The 19,040-nt window shown below is 45.9% G+C and carries 16 protein-coding genes; 7 read left to right on the forward strand and 9 right to left on the reverse strand.

Annotation, left to right across the window (positions count from 1 at the left end; translation table 11 throughout):
• Window positions 1-78: 78 nt before the first annotated feature.
• Both QT996_RS04025 and QT996_RS04030 read left to right on the forward strand, forming a co-directional pair.
• Window positions 79-1,395, forward strand: a complete 1,317-nt coding sequence (locus QT996_RS04025; RefSeq protein ID WP_333044713.1) for a homoserine dehydrogenase — start codon at window positions 79-81, stop codon at window positions 1,393-1,395.
• Window positions 1,396-1,613: 218 nt separating this feature from the next.
• A complete protein-coding gene (locus tag QT996_RS04030) occupies window positions 1,614-2,465 on the forward strand; it encodes a hypothetical protein (protein WP_333044714.1) in 852 nt (283 codons plus the stop codon).
• A gap of 17 nt (window positions 2,466-2,482) precedes the next feature.
• Here QT996_RS04030 and QT996_RS04035 read toward each other — a convergent pair whose 3' ends face one another.
• From QT996_RS04035 to QT996_RS04060, 6 genes are all read right to left on the reverse strand, one after another.
• Window positions 2,483-2,959 (reverse strand): hypothetical protein, encoded by a 477-nt coding sequence (locus tag QT996_RS04035; RefSeq protein WP_333044715.1) that lies wholly within the window; start codon window positions 2,957-2,959, stop codon window positions 2,483-2,485.
• 160 nt (window positions 2,960-3,119) lie between these two features.
• The gene (locus tag QT996_RS04040) at window positions 3,120-4,004 is read right to left on the reverse strand and encodes a PhzF family phenazine biosynthesis protein (RefSeq protein ID WP_333044716.1); all 885 of its coding nucleotides are present in this window, start codon (window positions 4,002-4,004) and stop codon (window positions 3,120-3,122) included.
• Between the two features lie 83 nt (window positions 4,005-4,087).
• The gene (trpE, locus tag QT996_RS04045) at window positions 4,088-5,635 is read right to left on the reverse strand and encodes an anthranilate synthase component I (protein WP_333044718.1); all 1,548 of its coding nucleotides are present in this window, start codon (window positions 5,633-5,635) and stop codon (window positions 4,088-4,090) included.
• 112 nt (window positions 5,636-5,747) lie between these two features.
• Window positions 5,748-6,608, reverse strand: a complete 861-nt coding sequence (locus tag QT996_RS04050; RefSeq protein ID WP_333044719.1) for a GNAT family N-acetyltransferase — start codon at window positions 6,606-6,608, stop codon at window positions 5,748-5,750.
• 165 nt (window positions 6,609-6,773) lie between these two features.
• Window positions 6,774-7,199: a photosystem I reaction center subunit II PsaD gene (locus QT996_RS04055; RefSeq protein WP_333044721.1), complete on the reverse strand. Its 426-nt coding sequence runs from the start codon at window positions 7,197-7,199 to the stop codon at window positions 6,774-6,776.
• Window positions 7,200-7,492: 293 nt separating this feature from the next.
• On the reverse strand, window positions 7,493-7,993 hold the full coding sequence (locus QT996_RS04060) for a peptidoglycan-binding protein (protein WP_333044722.1): 501 nt from the start codon (window positions 7,991-7,993) through the stop codon (window positions 7,493-7,495).
• A gap of 863 nt (window positions 7,994-8,856) precedes the next feature.
• Between QT996_RS04060 and QT996_RS04065 the strand changes: the two genes are divergently transcribed.
• Complete coding sequence (locus QT996_RS04065; RefSeq protein WP_333044724.1) at window positions 8,857-9,012, forward strand: hypothetical protein; 156 nt, start codon at window positions 8,857-8,859, stop codon at window positions 9,010-9,012.
• 165 nt (window positions 9,013-9,177) lie between these two features.
• On the opposite strand, the gene QT996_RS04070 is transcribed toward QT996_RS04065, so the two are convergent.
• The 3 genes from QT996_RS04070 to QT996_RS04080 form a co-directional block, all read right to left on the reverse strand.
• Complete coding sequence (locus tag QT996_RS04070; protein WP_333044725.1) at window positions 9,178-11,199, reverse strand: DICT sensory domain-containing protein; 2,022 nt, start codon at window positions 11,197-11,199, stop codon at window positions 9,178-9,180.
• Window positions 11,200-11,872: 673 nt separating this feature from the next.
• A complete protein-coding gene (locus QT996_RS04075) occupies window positions 11,873-12,184 on the reverse strand; it encodes a DUF2973 domain-containing protein (protein WP_333044727.1) in 312 nt (103 codons plus the stop codon).
• A 158-nt stretch (window positions 12,185-12,342) separates the two neighbouring features.
• Window positions 12,343-12,672, reverse strand: coding sequence for a DUF2605 domain-containing protein (locus QT996_RS04080; RefSeq protein WP_333044728.1), 330 nt, complete (start codon window positions 12,670-12,672; stop codon window positions 12,343-12,345).
• Window positions 12,673-12,956: 284 nt separating this feature from the next.
• Here QT996_RS04080 and QT996_RS04085 point away from each other — a divergent pair, with 284 nt between their 5' ends.
• From QT996_RS04085 to QT996_RS04100, 4 genes are all read left to right on the forward strand, one after another.
• Window positions 12,957-13,085: a hypothetical protein gene (locus tag QT996_RS04085; protein WP_333044730.1), complete on the forward strand. Its 129-nt coding sequence runs from the start codon at window positions 12,957-12,959 to the stop codon at window positions 13,083-13,085.
• Entirely contained in the window at window positions 13,078-14,907 is a 1,830-nt protein-coding gene (gene thrS / locus QT996_RS04090) for a threonine--tRNA ligase (protein ID WP_333044731.1), read from the forward strand. Before QT996_RS04085 ends, thrS begins: the two co-directional genes overlap by 8 nt.
• A 425-nt stretch (window positions 14,908-15,332) precedes the next feature.
• Window positions 15,333-15,656, forward strand: a complete 324-nt coding sequence (locus QT996_RS04095) for a hypothetical protein (RefSeq protein WP_333044732.1) — start codon at window positions 15,333-15,335, stop codon at window positions 15,654-15,656.
• Between the two features lie 211 nt (window positions 15,657-15,867).
• Window positions 15,868-19,040 (forward strand): tetratricopeptide repeat protein (locus QT996_RS04100; protein ID WP_333044733.1); only part of this gene is annotated, 3,173 nt, incomplete at its 3' end.

Genomic DNA, 19,040 nt, shown 5'->3' on the forward strand with positions numbered 1-19,040 from the left:
CGGGTCTCTGGGTATTCAGTGAAGCCGCGGTTATCATACAATGATTCTAGATGAAGTGAGTTTCAACGGGTCAAAGTCGTGGCTTTCAAAATTGGTTTGCTAGGTTTGGGTACAGTTGGTGCGGGAACAGCAGAGATTTTGCTCTCCCCAGATGGCCGCCATCCGCTGTTGCAGGAATTGGAAATCTATCGGGTGGGAGTGCGCGATATTTCTCGAACTCGGTCTTTACAATTGCCAGAAAATGTGCTGACAACTGACCTAGAAGCGATCGCAACTGACCCGGAAATTGATATTGTAGTAGAACTGATTGGCGGATTGGAACCGGCGCGATCGCTCATTCTGCAAGCTATTGCCAGCGGCAAGCACGTCGTCACTGCCAACAAAGCAGTTATCGCTCGCTACGGTAATGAAATCTTCGAGGCCGCCAACAAAAAAGGCGTTTATGTAATGCTAGAAGCTGCTGTCGGCGGCGGCATTCCGGTCATTCAAAGCCTCAAACAATCTTTAGGTGCAAACCGCATTCAAACTGTCACCGGCATCGTCAACGGCACAACTAATTACATCCTGACGCGGATGCAAACAGAAGGCGCAGACTTTGCCGAAGTCCTCGCCGACGCTCAGCAATTAGGTTATGCTGAAGCTGACCCCACAGCCGATGTAGATGGATTAGATGCTGCCGATAAAATTGCTATTTTAGCCTCCCTAGCTTTTGGCGGACGCATCAAATTAGCAGATGTTCACTGCGAAGGTATCAGAAAAGTTAGTGCGGCTGATATTGACTACGCCGACAAGCTGGGATTTGTGATTAAATTGTTGGCTATTGCTCAAGAAACCTCCCACTACAATGGCAAGCAAGCGGAGGGAGAAAGCGAACTGCTGTCAATTCGAGTGCATCCGAGTTTTGTGCCGAAAACTCATCCGCTGGCGAGTGTCAACGGGGTTTACAATGCAATTTTAGTTGAAGGAGAGCCGATCGGGCAATTGATGCTGTACGGGCGCGGCGCCGGTGCAGGCCCCACAGCTAGCGCCGTAGTATCCGACATTATGAATGTCGCGGCTATCCTGAAAACCGAAACTGTTCCGATTCCTCATCCTTTGCTGAGTTGCAGTCACCAACATTACTGCAAAATTGCTCCGATGGAGGAACTTGTTACTCGCTTTTACGCCCGCTTTCTGACGCGCGATACTCCGGGGGTAATTGGCAAACTCGGCACTTGTTTCGGCAACCACAAAGTTAGTTTGGAATCAGTTGTGCAGACGGGAATTCACGGCGATTTAGCAGAAATTGTCGTCGTGACTCACGATGTTAGGGAAGGTAATTTTCAACAAGCACTCGATGAAATTCGCGCGATGGAAGCAGTCGATAGTATTGCTAGCACGTTGCGAGTTTTGTAAAAGTGATTTGCTAGGGGCGGGTTCCACATAGAATATTTGCTAATAATTGACAATCTATAAAACCCGCCCTATCACTCCCCCAACGGTAAATGTCATGTAGATTTTTGCTATCTGATAAAAGTAAAACTTAATTTAGATTCTTCGTTGCGCGGTGGCGGGTTTATGTAGCTTTTTTGTACTTATTAAATATTGTTGGTAAAATCGGCGGCTACGCGATAATGAAAGGAACAGAATTCGATTTGGTCGATCGCAAAACGGGAAGGCACTTGCTAGATTCCCTCTACGAAAAGTTTGCCAAACCCCAAATGCACGATACTTTTAAACCCAATAATCCTTCAATTTACATTCGGCACGAGGAAGGGCAAGTTATTGATGGAAATTATATCACAGAAAAAGTGTTTGAAGACTCTTGCACTGGTTTTTATGCTGAAAGTCGCGTTCCCATTTCGGCCAATAATCCGCCTGTTATGGTGATTCGCGGCTACGGTTCTTGGTATCCTTTCGAGCACGTTCTGGAAGATACGCCCGATGTATTTATGGCCAAACTAGAACGCCAGTTAAAATCGGCGCAAACTGCGGGTGCTATTGATTGGATAAAGCAGCAATTTCACAGCGGGAATCCGCCCGATGTCATCGGAGAAAGTTTGGGCGGCAAAGTTGCTCAGCAAATAGCAGCAAAATACCCGGATTATATTAGATCCACTGTAATTTTTAATTCTTTGGGCGTTTCGGAAAAGTTAGCTAAAACTTCCACCGCTAACAATGTTTTTCACTACTTTACTTTAGGCGAAAGGTATGCTTTCTGGGCAAATGAAGGCGATTACATACCGGGAACGATTTTTATCATTTCCCAGAAAGGCAACAACTGTTGTTATAAAATCGAAGAGGCGATCGTCCGAATGGCGCGTTTTGAAGGCAATTTTCAGAAAAGACGAGCCCTTGTGGTAGTATTGGCTCAGTTGCTGTTGGTAAACAGACACAATGCGATCGTCCTCAACAAGCGACGGCCAGTAGTCGTTCAGATCGATCGCACTCAATTGCAAATGTTCCGAAAAAAGCGCTTTGTTTAAACTCAGACAGAATTGCTTCACGCCGCAGATGGCTGATTTTCCCGCGCTGCGACGGCGAGAACCAGACAAAGTGCTGCGATCGCTTTTTCCCATTCTTGCTTTACAGCGGTAGGTTGAACCTCATCAAAGGTGCTAACTAAACGAGGGATCGCTCGTTCTAATGCCTGTCTGGGAATTGATTTGTGCAATTCAACTAAACTAGTTAAACTTTCTTGATTCTTCAAAAAACCGATTACCCATTTCGTAGTATGATCGGGACTCTCAGGGACGTTTTTAATTCCTAGTTCTGTTTGCAACCAGTCGTAAAAACGCGGCAGTTTTTGAGCTAAAACAATTCCAGCAGTTGGCAAAGTTTCTTTGAGCAAACCACTATCCAGACTTGCGAATAATTGATTGAATTCCGGTGAATCAAGCAAGCTGGTTAATGGAAGTGAAAGCAGGGCTTCAGAAGCGTCAGGGGATACATTTAAAGTCCGCGAAAATGTTTGCAGCATTGGAAAGTCTCTGGTGTTGATGACTTTTTTAGCCTAACAATCACGCGAATCAATGAATATGAGCTACCTCATATTAGCAAAATTGTAAGATCTCGATCGCCAAAGGAGCCTCTAAATGTAGCTGCGTGCCTCTGCTGTTAATAATTTGCTATTAAATATTCTACACAAATTCTCCGTTAGCAACCATCACCACCTTACCACCCACCAAAACTGTTATTTCCCCTTCATTTTTGGCGGCTTGTAACAACAGCAAAGAAGGTCGAGCGATTTCATAACCCTGCTCAACTCGGACATCAATCTTTGCTGCCCCATAATAAGCATATTCTACCAAATATCCAGCCAAACAGCCGTTAGCACTGCCAGTCGCTGGATCTTCAGGAATTCCTAATGAATGGGCAAAAACTCGCACGCTTAAATCATTGACATCGTTGTAAGTCTCAGGGCACAATATTAAAATTTCTTTCGCTTCTGTGGTATCAATCAGCTCAAAATATCTATCTAAGTTGACTTGAGCTTTTTTGAGCGAGGCGAGAGTTTTTAAGGGGACAATTATAAACGGCACTCCCGTAGAAACTTCTTGAATTGGGAATCTCGAATCAATTTCCTCGGTTTCTAAATTCAGGACATTTGCCAGAGTTCCGGCTGATAAAACTTGACCAAAACTAGGCGGGTTTTGTCGCATCCACAAAATATCGGCCGATTCATTTTGATAATTAAAAGTAACTGGAATTTGACCGACGGCTAGATTGAGAATTACTCGATCGACCTTTTCGCGAATAATCTCTTGCTGCAACACAAACGCAGTGCCCAAAGTCGGATGACCGGCAAAGGGCAATTCCTTCTTAGGCGTGAATATCCGCACGTCATAGCCGCCATCTCGCGGATCGGGCGATCGAATAAACGTAGTTTCTGAATAATTGATTTCCCTCGCTATCAGCAGCATTTCAGCCTCAGATAGTTCGGCAACTCCTGCACCGCAAAATACAGCTAGTTGATTGCCAGCATATTTTGACTCGGCAAACACGTCAACTATATAAAAATTCACATTTCCCTCGTTCAACAGTAGTTTGTGTAGCAGCGGCTTCAACCGCCTCCTCCTTATAAAAGAAGAAAGAAGTTTGTAACTTGCTATTTCAAACAGCGAATTGCCTCCAACATCCCCCGGGCTTTATTGAGAGTTTCCTCATATTCCAGATCCGGGTTAGAATCAGCCACCAAACCAGCACCTGCTTGCACAGAAACCGAATGTTTATTGCCTCCTTGAGAGCGAACAACCATAGTCCGAATGGCGATCGCACTATTCAACTGTCCCTCAAAATCATAATACCCGTAAACCCCAGAATACGGCCCCCGGCGGCAACCTTCCAACTCGTGCACAATCTCCATCGCCCGAATCTTCGGAGCACCGCTAACCGTACCCGCAGGAAAACCAGCCTTCAACAAATCCCAAGCTGTCTTATCCTCAGCCAATTCTCCCACCACATTGCTCACAATGTGCATGACGTGAGAATAACGCTCAATTTCCATTAATTCGTCAACTTTTACAGTACCGTTGCGGCAAACTCTGCCTAAATCGTTCCTGCCCAAATCAACTAACATGACGTGTTCCGCAATTTCCTTCGGATCTTGCAGCAATTCAGCAGCCAAAGCATCATCTTCTTGAGGAGTTTTACCCCGGCGGCGAGTGCCGGCGATTGGCCGCAAAGTTGCAATCTTTTTACCATCAGCAGTGTTTTCCGCCTTCACCATAATCTCGGGACTCGAACCGATAATCTGCCAATCTCCGAAATGAAAATAAGCCATGTACGGAGAAGGATTTATGAGACGCAAAGATCGGTAAAGTGCAAAAGAATCGCCACTGTATTCAGCTTCGAGTCGCTGCGAAATAACTACTTGAAAAATATCTCCTGCTTTGATATAATCCTTAGCTTTTAAGACATTAGCACAATACTTTTCACGGGTAGTATTGCTAGTGTAAGCCAATTCTGTATTTCCGGTTGTGGAACGGGCATCTTGCCCGTTATTGGGAGGTGTCCATTCTATGAGAGTAGATTGCCGGGAAAGCGGCGATTGCAGCTTCTGAACTAACTTGCCAACCCGATCGCACGCTTGCCCATAAGCATCGGCCAAATCAACGCCAACCTGGCGCAAATCCGCATAGGCGACAGCCCAAATTTTCCGCTTCACCTGGTCAAAAATCAGCAAATTATCCACCTGCATCCACAACCCATCCGGCAAATCATTCTCGCTGGCTGGATGCACGGGAACTCGCGGTTCTATCCACTTAATTAACTCGTAACCCCAAAAACCGAATAAACCGCCAATTCCCGGCGGTAACTGCGGCAATTTCACCGGTTGATAAGACTCCAAACATTCAGTTAAAGCTACAAACGGATCGCCCGTAAATACTTTTTCGGAACCGTCACGGTAAACTTGAGTTGTACGATCGCCCCTTGCCTCCAAAATCCACAACGGATCGCACCCTAAGAAACTATAACGCCCAAGTTTTTCCCCACCTTCCACCGACTCCAGCAGAAAACTGTAAGGTTGACCCGCACAAACCCGATACCACGCAGACACCGGCGTATCCAAATCAGCAACCCATTCCTGATACACGGGCACAAAATTGCCTTGTTTCGCCAGTTCCGAAAATTGTGAGAAATCGGGGAATATCATATATATCAGAAGGAAGAAGGAAGAAGGAAAAAGAAAGAAGGAAGAAGGAAGAAGGAAAATGCAATCCTGGCAATGATTTCAGCGGTTAAAAGCGTCCTAACCGTCTTGGTACTCAATAAACAAAAGACGGAAACCAACATCCCTGCGGCGACTGATACTCGCCAACTGCCATCACCGCCATCGGCTTGAGGGCACGCAGCCCCTCTTTCAAGCACCAGCGAAACAAACTTGCGTACCTCAGCGGCAAGTGAAAAGCCAGCAATTCGCCGGGACTATACGCAGCAGCCCCCAAGAGCAAAGCCTGCATATCCGCTTCAGTTTCCGCGACACTGTGGCCCAAAGCAGACACCGCACAAGTATAAGCCACAATCCGACCTTGCTGGCAAGCAACGAAGGGAGAAAAGTAATTCAGGGCGTCTTGAATTTCCGAAGTTCGATCGCACCCGCACAGTTTTTCGCACAAAGCCGCACATTCACCAACATCCTCACTAGCCATCGGGCGCACCTCAAACCCATACGGAGGCTGGCTGCGAAACTTGCCCTCCATTAAAACGAAAGGTTCCTTCACCTCAAAACCCAAAGAAGCGTACAGCGACAGCGACGCCATATTAAAAGATTCCTGAACCAAACGGATGCCCCGAGCGTCCTGTCCGCGTTCCAGCAAAGCTTTCATGATTTCGCGTCCCGTGCCGCGGCCTTGAAAAGTTCGATCGACACTGACGGGCCCGATACCGCGAATCGGGTTGCGTTCGTCCATAAACCCGCAGCCGACAACCGCACCCTCACTCTCGGCTACTATGCCAAAAAACAACGGACTTTCGATCAGAAGACCAATAATTTCAGTTGAAAACTCCAGCGTCGGAAAATCTGTAGGGAATTGATGGCGATCGGAAATACCTTTAAAAGCTTCATAATTAATGCGAGCGCAAACATCTATATCAGAAGGCTGCGCTCGCCTGATTGCAACATTCATTTTTAATTTAACGATTAACTTTTAATTAGATTTGAACTTGGCAGTAGTGTTCGGGTGCTGCGACCGACGGCCTCGGACGCCCGAATACCACTGCCAACACAAGTTTACAAGCTGAGCCTTTCGAGGCAATATTACCTATGTTTTGCTCAGCCATTCACTCATCGTCTAAGGATCGAAAGTCTTCTTACCTGTGAACTTCAACTTAGCCGGATTTGGATTGCTGCCAATATTGCGGTCAATCTTACCGTTGTAGGGACGACCTTCGTTCACCTTCTCAGGGAACACGCCATCTTTGGGATGGAGGTACTCAGTCGTACCGTCGGGAAACACGCGGTAAATTTTGTAGTTCGTGATTTTGAATTTGGCCCGCAGTTGCTGGCCGCCCAAAGCGATGCACTGCTCCTTCCGGGGCAGATGCAGCAAGTTGTCGCCTTGACGCATAATCGCAGCGCCACCAGTAGGCATTTCAAACACCTGCTCCTTGGGGCTAGTCCAAGTGATAGCGTACTTCTCTTCAACTAGCGCCTTGGTCAGCAAGCCGCCGGTGCTGCCGCCGAAGATTGGGGGTTGTCCAGTAAGTTGTTCGGCCATAGATATATCCAAAGGATTTTTACGGCATCGTATCATCGAGACTGCACGCTGTTCTCGAAATTGTAAGGAAAATTAACAGTTTTTTGGCGATCGATCTTTTCTGATAATTGATAATTAGTAATTCATAATTGATAATTGGTAATTTTCACCAAAGTTAGAAAACAGAATTAGGCAGCACCAATCCCCAAAAAACCCTAAAAAAAACAGCAATGCTTCGGGTGTCCCACAAGCACCCGAAGCATCCCACCTTTCCCCATTCCCCACACACGATCGAACAATTTACCGCGTCAACCCTAAGTCAAGAACGTCTTAGGATCATAGCTGCGCGGAATTTGACTCAAAGCAGTCCAAGTTTCTCGATCGACAATCCCGTCAGCCTCCATCCCAAAGCTTTTTTGAAATGCGCGAACAGCTTTCTCGGTCAAAGTAGCAAAGTCGCCGTCAATTTTACCGCCATAGTGCTTGGAAATCCTGAGAACTTCCTGAACAGTAGCGACTGCTTCCCCAGAACTGCCCAATCTGAGTACCGGCATATTAACTGGAGCTTCAGTATAAAGCGCCTGCCAAGTGAGCGGCCCGACAATGCCGTCCGCCGGCAAGAAAACCCGAAACTGAAACAGTTTCACAGAAGATTCAACTGCTTTGTTAAATATTCCTTTAGCAGGCTGCCGATAAATGCGTAACTTCGTTAGCAGGTGTTCGAGTTCCAATACGGCTTTACCTTGAGAACCTAATTGCAGTTGGGGCTTGTTGACCATAGCTTGAGTAGATTTCATCTGGGTTGTAGGTGACATAATCGATTTTCCTAACCTCTAGGTTGGAGTATTCTTATGGGAAAAAACTTTTTCCGGGCCAAACATTTGCATCCTCAACTTTTCACGAATCAACACTGGCGCCGGCAGTGCCTCAACAGATTCGATCGATTTTTCTCATCTCACCACTTGTGGACAGGAGACTTATACCATTTTAGATTTTAGATTTGGGATTTGAGATTCGGCATGACTGATTACTATCGGGGTTTGCAGCTTACCGACAGTTGGATTCTTTTTTTAAACTGATTTTAATTTTCGGCAGCCTCCCTAGGTATTCTGTCGCCACACCCGGTTGAAGACTGCAAGCGCATCCTGAATTTGCTTGGATACTTTAGATTTTAAAGCTGAACACCGCGTGACCACATCACCTTTAAGACTGATCTCACAGGGTGAGGATTGAGGGTGAGAAAGGGTGTAGCAGCGGAGGCTGGTTCTGCAGTAAAAACTTTTCTGTGCTATCGTGTCTCGATCCATCGAGTTAATCGATGGATCGAGACACGATATGACGCTCACAAACCCGTTTTTTTAACTTGGTTCTAGGGCTTTAAGCAAGTATTTTCGTTACCTGAACAAACCGGAAATAATCCACACGATTTTGATTCGCATTGCTGACAGTGGACGGGAAATGCCGGAATCATATCACTTCCGGTTGTATCGGAATAGTAAAATCCAGTCAACAGTCAACAATCACGGATGGTGCAACCGAAATTGAGCTAATTCATCTGCGTTAATCGGTGTTGATCTGCCCTCATCTGCGGTTAAAAAAGAGAATGTATTAACCGCAGATGACAATGGATTGACGCTGATTCACGCAGATAAAGAGAAGAGAGATAGGAAAAATTCCGATGCTAACAGATTTGATATCAGTCAGAACCAAATTGTTTACGGCATTTTTTACAACTAAAGCAGAAGGCAAAGGTACGGGATTGGGACTGTCTATTGGCTATCAGATAGTAACTCAAAAATATTGGGGAAGTGGGAAATGTTTGTCATCGCTATAGCAAAACCATTTGATTTGTAAACAATCGATTCAATCATCACAATCGTTTCAGATTGTTCTACATTCATGACTCAAATAGACTTGCTATAGAAGGTGGAACAGAGTTTGCGATCGGTATTCCAATGTAGGATAGACTGAGGGGTAGTTTGCAGTCATTAGTAATTAGTCAGGAGTTAACACTTGTCAATTGATTCTCAACAGTGGGAATAGTAAAGTGAAATTCACTTCCTCGGTCTTTTCCTGCGGAATCTACCCAAATGTTGCCGCCCCAGCCGGCAACAATCTGTTTGCAAATTGCCAATCCCAAACCAGTACCGCCGGCGCTGCGCCGCAAAGCTCCTTCTTCTTGATAAAATCGATCGAACACTACTTTTAAACTATTCGCCTCTATTCCCCTCCCCGTATCGGCTACGAGCACTTCCACCATCCGAGAACCGTTGCATTTCGCTCTTATGGTCACGCTTCCCTGGGGTGTTGTGAATTTGCAAGCGTTGTCTAGCAGTTTGGAGAGTACCTCCACCAACCACTCACCGTCTGCTTGTACTAAAGGCAATTCTGCCGACACTTCGGCGATAATTTCCGGTAACTCTCGATCGAGTCCGCCGCCCGATCGCACGCTGCTGAGGGCCAAATCAACGCATTCTTGCAGCGTCAGCGATTCTACATTCCATTGAACTCGCCCGCTTTCTAAGTGAGAAAGAGTTAAGAAATCTTGCACGAGTTTCCGCATTCGATCGGCATCACCGAGGGCAGTTTCTAACATGATTTGCCGCAACTGGGCGGGCATATCTGGTTCGGAGTTCAAACTTTCTAGACACACTTGAATCGTAGAAAGCGGAGTGCGGAGTTCGTGTCCGGTGATGGCAATTAGATTGCTGCGAGTGCGGTCTAATGCTTCTAATTGTTGGTTGAGTTCTTCTAAATGAGCGTAGGTTTCCGCTTGAATTAAGGCGGCTCCGAGTTGGGTGGCGATCGCCTCTACTAAAGCAATTTCGTCTTCTTCCCAAGCCAAAGTCGATCGGCACTGGTGCATTTCCACCATTCCCAACACCCGCCCCTGATAAAGCACTGGCACCATTAACCAAGAGACAATTTGCCAATTTTTTACAGTTTTCTTCAGGAATTTTGTATTGACAATCAGCGGGTGTTGTGCTGTGTCTTGGATGTAAACTCGCTCCTGCCGCGCCACGGCGTCGCTCCATATTTGATTTTCCTGCAACAGCCAAGTCTGATCCAGCATGGAACTAGCGCCGGCTCCCAAAAACTCGCGATCGATTTTGACTGCAACATCTGTAGCCTTGCACCGATAAATCAAACATCGGCTTGCCGACAGGGCAGTTCCCAGTTCTTGCACTGCAACTTCGACGATTTCTTGCGGGTTGAGAGACTGCCGCATTGCCGTTGTAATTAAGTTTACCAGGCGTTCTTTGCGTTCCTGAGCGGCGATGGCGGCGTATGCCTTGAGCAGTTTGTGCTGGCCTGCTTGCAAGTAGGTTACTAAGCGTTCGGTAAAAGCATCGCTCAATTTTGGATTGGGAATTTTTGAGCTTTTTCCCGTACTTATGTCGGGTTTGGCGGCTTGGGAAGTGGCGGATTTCCTCGTTTTTTTGGGTGTTTTGATTAGCTTGTAAGTAGTTCGCGCTCGATCGATCTTTTCGGCCAATTCCGGGCGATAATTGACAATTTTATCGAGCAACAATGCGGCAGCTTTGGAGCTTACTTCGCGATCGAACGTCCAAATTCCTTCAAATCTGCGAGCTTGATCCATCAACAGCGGCCCGCGATCGTCCTGGTTGTCGATCGGCACAATTTTTTCTTGACAAATCAGGCAAGTTGAGTAGTTTTGCCCCAGCACCACTAAGTGCCACTCTTTACTTAATCCGTCCTCCGGTGCAAACGCCACAGTTTCGTGGCACTCCGAAGCATTTTTAAAGTCAGTTTCCGGTGCTGCCAGCACGTATACCTGAGACGAGCGTGAGGCAATTCGCCGGTAGCGGTGAGCTTCCTGGCGGTAGAAGCGCTCTCGCTGAAAGCTTGCAATGACTAGCGGTTCGTCGTCGGAACCCGCCAAAACTAAGTCTTCCATCGCGTGAGACAGGGCTGTCATGGAAGATTTGAAATAAATTTGTGCCCGCAGTTGGGGCAAAGCTTGCAGAAGTTCTGCCAGTAGCGAAATAGGGACGATCATCTAGCCTTAAACGTGCATTTTTGCCGATGACAAAACAGGATCGATAGGAGGTTTAGAGCGATCCCTTTTCAGTATCTGATACATTTATGCTTCATAACACGACTGTTTAAGTCATATCATGCTAGCAATAGCACTTAGACGAATCTAAGCAGAGGTATCCCTCCAAGACCTTGAGTTCATCCCAAAGTCACCTGTTTTTACCTCTAGGTTTTGACGCTAACTCATCTATGCAGGTTGGAATTCGGGCGTTAACACTCTCACCATTCAGACTTGTTAGGCACCGCTTGCGGATCTCTTGCATTATACTATTCTTGAGCTATTTGATATCAGTGCCATCAGTATCGGTTTTTGGCGATCGGTTTTTGGCGATCGGGCTAATCGCCAATTAAACTTTCAAAAATCACAAATAATTGGCCATTAGTTAAAAACTAACGGCCAATTATTTTGAGGACTTATATCCAATCTGCTTAGATTCGGAATGATGCCAAGGGTGCGAGCATCCTCGCGATCTGTTAAGCTCGCACTGAAATCGGAAAATTATTATTCCGATGAAGCGCGGAAACGATTTTCACCACAATCTATGAATAAAAAGGGTTTCGGACACCTAGCTTGTAAGTCCTATATTTTTTTTGAGGCAGAGCGCCTAAGTATAAATGCTGCGGCTGTGGTTGTCTTAGGCTAGTTCGCCCCCTTCGTCGCTGCCGCCCGGAGATGATTTGTAGAGAGCATCTAATTGTTCGCGGGCGTCTTGGACAGTCAGCGAACGCATCACTAACAGCGGCTCATTGACAATGTTGCCCTGTTCGTCTAAAAGTTCTGGATGCGGTACAGATTGAGAGCGAGGATGGGATGCGTGGCGATTATTTGCCATGAATTGTTGAGGGCGCTGGGACTCCATACCTACGGTGACGAGACTGCGGATTAAGTTACCGACTGCCAGAAAGGCAAGAACGGTAAAAGCTAAAATATAAAGCAGGTGCAACATTATCTTCTCCTCCGGGCTAAACAGCCACACAGCAATTTACAAAAGTGTTTCAGCAAGTAATAACTTATTAACTGGAAATCTGTTTGAGGTTGTCAAGTGGGCCGCCACATTTCCCAATGTTTAGGATTTAACTGCCGGTTGAACTTGAACTGACCTTTTTATTTTCCAGGGGGAGCTGACTGCAATGAGCGAAAACGGGCCGATACTTGCCAGCATTCGGCGAGCAGTCTGTGCCACGGCATTAGTGCTGCGGTTTCAATCCCAACTTGACCTCCGGTTGCTTGAAATAGAGCTTTAGCTGCGCCTACTTCTTGCTGAGCCTGTTTGACTCGCGCCACCAAGTCAGATTGATCTTCGCCGCTCAGAAAGGGAATTTCCTCAGTTTCTAAGAGGTTTGCCGATCGATCGAACCAGTAATTGAAATCCTCTAACAGCGGTTCCAGTAACGCTTTGAGCAATTCTGATTCGGGCAAGTTGGAATTAAGCATGGATCAAAATTGGGTTATTTATTTATTATAGTCTTAGACGGTCTTTACAAATTGTAACATATTTTTAACAAAAATTCAATAATTTAACAACAATTAGCAGGTGGGTGTGAATAAATTTAACTGTGCCAGCAGCGATTTTTGAGTCGAAATCCCCAAATTCTGCAATATCCGCTCAGACTCGCTAGCAATAGCTCATAGCAGAAGGAAGTTCGGCAACGGATTCGCTTTCTGAGGATGTAACGGATGAAAGGAAGAAGAAAGAAGGAAGAAAAAAACTATGCCCAATGCCCAATGCCGAGAATGACCTAATTTCCCGGAGTGTCCCCCAGCCGGAAGTCGGCGCTTACTGTCCCATTCTGAGTAAGATAGAAGCAACTGCAACTAAATTAATTGCTAATTCAGCCGATGTCTAGCTCAGAATCCATGTCCCCTCCAGAAGAGTCCGTTAAGATTGACTTGCCCCGCACGAGTGAGTCGGAGTCACTAAAAAAAATTCGCCACACCACCTCCCACGTTATGGCGATGGCGGTGCAGAAGTTATTTCCCAAGGCGCAAGTGACCATTGGCCCTTGGATTGAAAACGGTTTCTATTATGACTTTGACACTCCCGAACCTTTTACGGAACAGGATTTAAAAGCCATTAAAAAAGAGATGATCAAAATCATCAACCGTAAATTGCCTGTAATTCGAGAAGAAGTCAGCCGCGAGGAAGCGGAACGCAGAATTAAGGAGATTAACGAACCTTACAAATTAGAAATTTTAGAAGGTTTGATCGAACCAATTACTCTTTACCATGTGGGTGAGGAATGGTGGGATTTGTGTGCCGGGCCTCACTTGGATAATACCAGTGAGTTGAATCCAAAGGCGATCGAGCTAGAAAGCCTAGCAGGCGCGTACTGGCGCGGCGACGAAACCAAAGCTCAGTTACAGCGCATTTACGGCACTGCTTGGGAAACTCCCGAACAATTAGCAGCATACAAGCATCGCAAAGAAGAAGCCTTAAGGCGCGATCACCGCAAATTAGGCAAAGAATTAGGCTTGTTTATCTTTGCCGATGCAGTTGGGCCCGGTTTGCCTTTGTGGACACCGAAAGGCACTGTTTTGAGAAGTATTTTAGAAGATTACTTGAAACAAGAACAAATCAAGCGCGGTTATTTGCAAGTAGTGACTCCGCACATTGCCAGAGTCGATTTGTTCAAAATTTCCGGTCACTGGCAGAAATACAAAGAAGATATGTTTCCGCTGATGGCGGAGGATGAGGAAGCGGCAGCAAACGAACAGGGTTTTGTGATGAAACCCATGAATTGCCCTTTTCACATTCAAATTTACAAAAGCGAATTACGTTCCTATCGAGAATTGCCGATGCGCTTAGCGGAATTCGGCACGGTTTACCGCTACGAACAATCCGGAGAATTGGGCGGTTTAACGCGGGTGCGCGGCTTTACGGTAGATGATTCCCACTTATTTGTCACGCCGGAACAGTTGGATGCTGAATTCTTGAATGTGGTGGATTTGATTCTGTCAGTATTCAAGAGTCTGCAACTGAAAAACTTTAAAGCGCGTTTGAGTTTCCGCGACCCGAACAATTTAGAGAAATACATCGGTTCCGATGAAGCTTGGGAAAAATCTCAAGGTGCAATCCGCCGCGCGGTGGAAACTTTGGGAATGAATTATTTTGAGGGAATTGGGGAGGCGGCTTTTTACGGGCCGAAACTCGATTTCATTTTCCAAGATGTCTTGGATAGAGAATGGCAATTAGGAACTGTTCAGGTAGATTATAATTTGCCAGAACGTTTTGATTTGGAATACGTCGCTGAAGACGGTACTCGCAAGCGCCCCGTGATGATTCACCGCGCTCCTTTCGGTTCTTTGGAACGCTTGATCGGGATTTTGATCGAGCAGTATGCGGGCGATTTTCCGCTGTGGTTGGCGCCGATTCAAGTGCGGTTATTGCCTGTCAGCGCTGAGTTTTTGCCGTTTGCCAAGGAAGTGGCGGCGAAGATGAAAATGCTCGGAATGCGCGCTGAAGCTGATGAGAATAGCGAGCGTTTGGGCAAGTTAATTCGCAATGCTGAGAAGGATAAAATTCCGGTGATGGGTGTTGTGGGTGCGAAGGAAGTTGAGGCGAATAGTGTGAATATTCGGACTCGGGCTTCTGGCGAGTTGGGGGCGATTTCGGTTGATGAAGTGATTCGGAGGTTGCAGGGCGCTATTAGTAGTTACGGAGATTTTTAGGGGATTTTAATCGCAGATTTTAGAACGGGCGTCTCGCCCGTTCCACGATTCACTTAATGGGCGTCTCTCCCGTTCCACAATTAACTTAATGGGCGTCCCGCCCGTTCCCCAATTAATGTAAATGATAAGCTGTTGTGCATTTAATTTTCACAATCCTCTCCCTTGCCTTTGCGGGCGGGCGATGCGGAACCAATTGTAGATTTACAAGGGTGATTAAATGGGGTTTACGATCGCGCAGCCAAGGACTTTAGAATAGATTACACCGCCGCACCAGTTCCCCCGCTGTCCCAAACTTAAGCTGTTTGGGCTGATGTTTTGTTGGAGGAGAGGGGCTCGATCGGATGAGAGAGGGAGGTTTAAAGGCGATCGCCCGCATATAAATTGCTGAGATATAATTAGATGACGTAGAGTGGCAATAAAAAGTAATGGCAGATATTCAAATCAGCGTCGAAGGACAAGATGCAGTTGCTGCTACAGAGGAACTGTTTGCGATTTCTGGCTTGTCGGGAAATTGGCAAACAATCGGGGATGGTGAGAAAGAGCCATTTTTAGCAACCATTGGCGCTATTGTGGCTATTGTTGGCGGAACTGTAGCAATAGCAGAACAAATTCGCAAGTGGTATCAAGAATATAAAAAAGGCAAGTCTGGCAAAAAGATTGAGAAAGTTTTGATTATTGGTCGGCGCGGACGGCGGTTGCTGTTGGAAAATGCGACGATTGAGCAAATTAAACAAATCCTGGACGAATAAACCATTTAGGATTTATCCACGGGTGGTCAGAAACCGGGTTTTTCCGAAAATACTTCGCTGTAACTGGCAGATTTGCTCAAAAACCCGGTTTCTTTGGTCGATTTTTAGTAATCGGGAGGGAGAGATATCCGAACCAAGTGGAAAATACCCGCAAACAAGAAAAACAAAATGGTATTTACCTTTAAGCTTATTCAAAATAAGACTTATAAATATGAAAATCCTACACCTCGACCTCAAAAGTCTTCAAGATAATTATGTTGAATTTCGCTATTTTTTAGACAATCCCAATCATTATGAATCGAGGCGGCTGTGTCTGACAGAAATTGCCGATTTAATTACATCTGCCGAACAAGACTATTATGTGGCTCTACCAGAAAGCTATCCTGTGACGGGAAAACGTTTATTTGACTGGCTTGATGGCACGGAACGCCTGTTTTCTCGGAAAATTGCAGAGTTGGGTAGAGAAAGCATTATTTTAGCCATCGCTACGGCAGAAAGACTCGCTCATTTGCCTTGGGAAGTGCTGCACGATGGCCAGAGTTTTTTGGTAGCAAAGCCCCAGCCGATTGTGCCGGTTCGCTGGATGTCTTCGGACAGCATTAAAAAGTTGTCAGTTGATGAAGCCACGCCGGAAAATAGAGCGCTGAATCTCTTATTTATGGCAGCTTCGCCGCTGGATGTAGAAGATGTGCTGGATTTTGAGAAGGAAGAAGGATTGATTCTGAAAGCAACAAAGGATGCGAGGCAAGATTTAGCGCTAATAGTTGAAGAAAGTGGCTGTTTGACGGAATTGGGATATTTAATTGATAGTCATGACAAGGGATATTTTGATGTTCTGCATTTGACAGGTCATGGTACTATTAATGATAGCGGGGAACCGCGTTTTTATACCGAAACAGAGACTGGTGAAAATTATCTAGCTAGCGGTCAAGATATCGCTAATTCATTGAGATTTCGTCTTCCTAAACTACTATTTATGTCGGGTTGTCGGACGGGACAGCGTGGCAAATCCGGGTTGATTCCTTCCTTGGCTGAAGAGTTGCTGAGTTTCGGCGCTAAAGCTGTTTTGGGTTGGGGCAAAAAGGTGAGAGAAGAGGATGCGACGGCGGCCGCAGCAGCGCTATATAAGAGTTTGGCGGCAGGTTACGAATTGACGGAGGCTTTGGCTTCTACTTATCAAGCTTTAATTGCTCACAAGGCGCGAGATTGGCATTTGTTGCGGCTTTATGTAGCGGGAAATATGCCGATCAATTTGGTTACGACTGTGAGGACTCGCGGGCGGAAACGCGCACCGAAACCGACGGTTACAGAGCAGTTTTTGGATGCTGCGGGGCAGCAGGTAAAAGTCCCAACTCGCGAAGCTTTTGTGGGACGGCGGCGGCAAATTCAAAACTGTTTGAAAGAATTAAAAATTCCCTCGGATCAAGTGGGTGTTTTGATTTACGGTATGGGAGGTTTGGGTAAGAGTAGTTTGGCTTCTAGATTGTGCGACAGATTGACGGAATTTGACAAGATTGTTTGGTCTGGAAAAGTTGATGAAGCGAGTTTGCTGAGTAAGTTGGGCGACAAGTTACTGAGGTTGCAGCGAGAAGCTTTGCAGCTAGATGATGAGGAGTTAAAATATCGCTTGCGCGACCTATTTTTGGCTTTGGAAGAAATGGCACATTCCTCGGATAAAACGGGTTCAGGCGGGCATGGGAAGCCGTTTATGTTAGTTTTGGATGATTTTGAAAATAATTTAGAATCGCGACCAAATAGTGGCGATTATGTGTTACTGCCGGAAATGGCAAGGATTTTAGAGGCTGTGGTTTGGGCAATTCAAGAAACTAATGCGCCTCACCGTTTAATTCTCACTTGTCGTTACGATTTTGATTCGCGGCTGTTGCGGGATTTCTACAAGCAGTCTTTGGATGGTTTTAAAGGCGCAGATTTGCAGAAAAAATGCAGTCAGCTTGAGGCTTTTGCGCCAGGATCTAAGGTGGATGAAAAATTGAAATCGCAAGCACAAAATTTGGCAGATGGAAATCCTCGGTTGTTGGAACGGTTGAATTTGGTGTTGCTAGCTGAACAACTGGATGTAACTGCGATTTTGGAACAAATCGAGAAGACAACTGCGGAGTTTCGCGAAGATATTTTGAATCAGGAATTGTTGAAGCAGCTATCACCTGAACTGACAAGTATGCTGGAGTTGGCATTAGTTTATCAGTTACCGGTACCGAGGGAAGGGATCGCGGCAGTGTGTACCTGTATTGTCGATATTGACAAAAATATCAACCGCGCCATAGCCTTGGGTTTGTTAGAAGTTAGTCCAGATTCATCGCTGCGAGTACCCCGGATTTTGTCGCTGAATTTGCCGGAGGATAGCGAAGGTTTGCATCGACAAGCGGCTGAGGTTTTGTATCGTCTCTGGTGGGAGGAAGCGCAATCTTCTACCGACGAACAGCAGTTAGAAATTCATCGGCTGGCAATGCTGGGAAAAGTGGAAAAAATTTCGGTAGAAATTGCAGACGCTTTGACATATCGGTGGACTAATCAAAGTCGATTTCGGGAAGCTGTGAAAACTTGTGAGGAGACTTTAGCAGTTTTTCCACATTATCGCATTTTCAACAGTTTGGCTGTTTCTCAAGCCCAATTGGGTGAACATGATGCAGCAAAAAAGTATGGCCAACAAGCACTAGATGAGTGTCCGCCTGCCGACGAAATAGCAAAAGCAGCCATTCTTCACAATCTAGCAGAAATTTATGGGACTCAAGGGGAATTAGCCAAGGCTATCGCATTTTATGAACAATCTCTCGAACTTAGCGAAAAGATTGGCAATCTTCAAGGGAAAGCTGCTACTTGGCACCAACTAGCAGTAATTTATGCCAATCAAGGGGAAGTAGCCAAGGCTATCGCATTGTGTGAACAATCTTTGGACCTTGCCGAAAAGATTGGCGATGTTCAAGGGAAACCTGCTACTTTGCACTGTCTAGCAGGAATTTATGCCAATCAAGGGGAAGTAGCCAAGGCGATCACATTTTATGAACAATCTCTCGAACTTACGGAAAAGATTAGCCATCTTCAAGGGAAAGCTGCTACTTTGCACAATCTAGCCATAATTTATGCGAATCAAGGGGAAGTAGCCAAGGCCATCACACTTTATGAAAAATCTCTCGAACTTAAGGAAAAGATTGGCGATGTTCGAGGCAAAGCTGCTACTTTGCACCAACTAGCACCAATTTATGCCAAGCAAGGGGAAGTAGCAAAGGCGCTCGCACTTTATGAAGAATCTCTCGAACTTGATGAAAAGATTGGCGATGTTCAAGGGAAAGCTGCTACTTTGCACCAACTAGCACCAATTTATGCCAAGCAAGGGGAAGTAGCAAAGGCGCTCGCACTTTATGA

This window comes from Microcoleus sp. S13C4 (genome assembly GCF_036700865.1).
In the GTDB taxonomy this organism is placed as follows: Bacteria; Cyanobacteriota; Cyanobacteriia; order Cyanobacteriales; family Microcoleaceae; genus Microcoleus.

Bases quoted from the DNA above. Each gene is read 5' to 3' on its own strand.
- QT996_RS04030 (WP_333044714.1), top strand. From the start codon at position 1,614: ATGAAAGGAACAGAATTCGATTTGGTCGATCGCAAAACGGGAAGGCAC.
- QT996_RS04035 (WP_333044715.1), bottom strand. From the start codon at position 2,959: ATGCTGCAAACATTTTCGCGGACTTTAAATGTATCCCCTGACGCTTCT.
- trpE (WP_333044718.1), bottom strand. From the start codon at position 5,635: ATGATATTCCCCGATTTCTCACAATTTTCGGAACTGGCGAAACAAGGC.
- QT996_RS04050 (WP_333044719.1), bottom strand. From the start codon at position 6,608: ATGAATGTTGCAATCAGGCGAGCGCAGCCTTCTGATATAGATGTTTGC.
- QT996_RS04055 (WP_333044721.1), bottom strand. From the start codon at position 7,199: ATGGCCGAACAACTTACTGGACAACCCCCAATCTTCGGCGGCAGCACC.
- QT996_RS04060 (WP_333044722.1), bottom strand. From the start codon at position 7,993: ATGTCACCTACAACCCAGATGAAATCTACTCAAGCTATGGTCAACAAG.
- QT996_RS04065 (WP_333044724.1), top strand. From the start codon at position 8,857: ATGCTAACAGATTTGATATCAGTCAGAACCAAATTGTTTACGGCATTT.
- QT996_RS04070 (WP_333044725.1), bottom strand. From the start codon at position 11,199: ATGATCGTCCCTATTTCGCTACTGGCAGAACTTCTGCAAGCTTTGCCC.
- QT996_RS04075 (WP_333044727.1), bottom strand. From the start codon at position 12,184: ATGTTGCACCTGCTTTATATTTTAGCTTTTACCGTTCTTGCCTTTCTG.
- QT996_RS04080 (WP_333044728.1), bottom strand. From the start codon at position 12,672: ATGCTTAATTCCAACTTGCCCGAATCAGAATTGCTCAAAGCGTTACTG.
- QT996_RS04085 (WP_333044730.1), top strand. From the start codon at position 12,957: ATGCCCAATGCCGAGAATGACCTAATTTCCCGGAGTGTCCCCCAGCCG.
- thrS (WP_333044731.1), top strand. From the start codon at position 13,078: ATGTCTAGCTCAGAATCCATGTCCCCTCCAGAAGAGTCCGTTAAGATT.
- QT996_RS04095 (WP_333044732.1), top strand. From the start codon at position 15,333: ATGGCAGATATTCAAATCAGCGTCGAAGGACAAGATGCAGTTGCTGCT.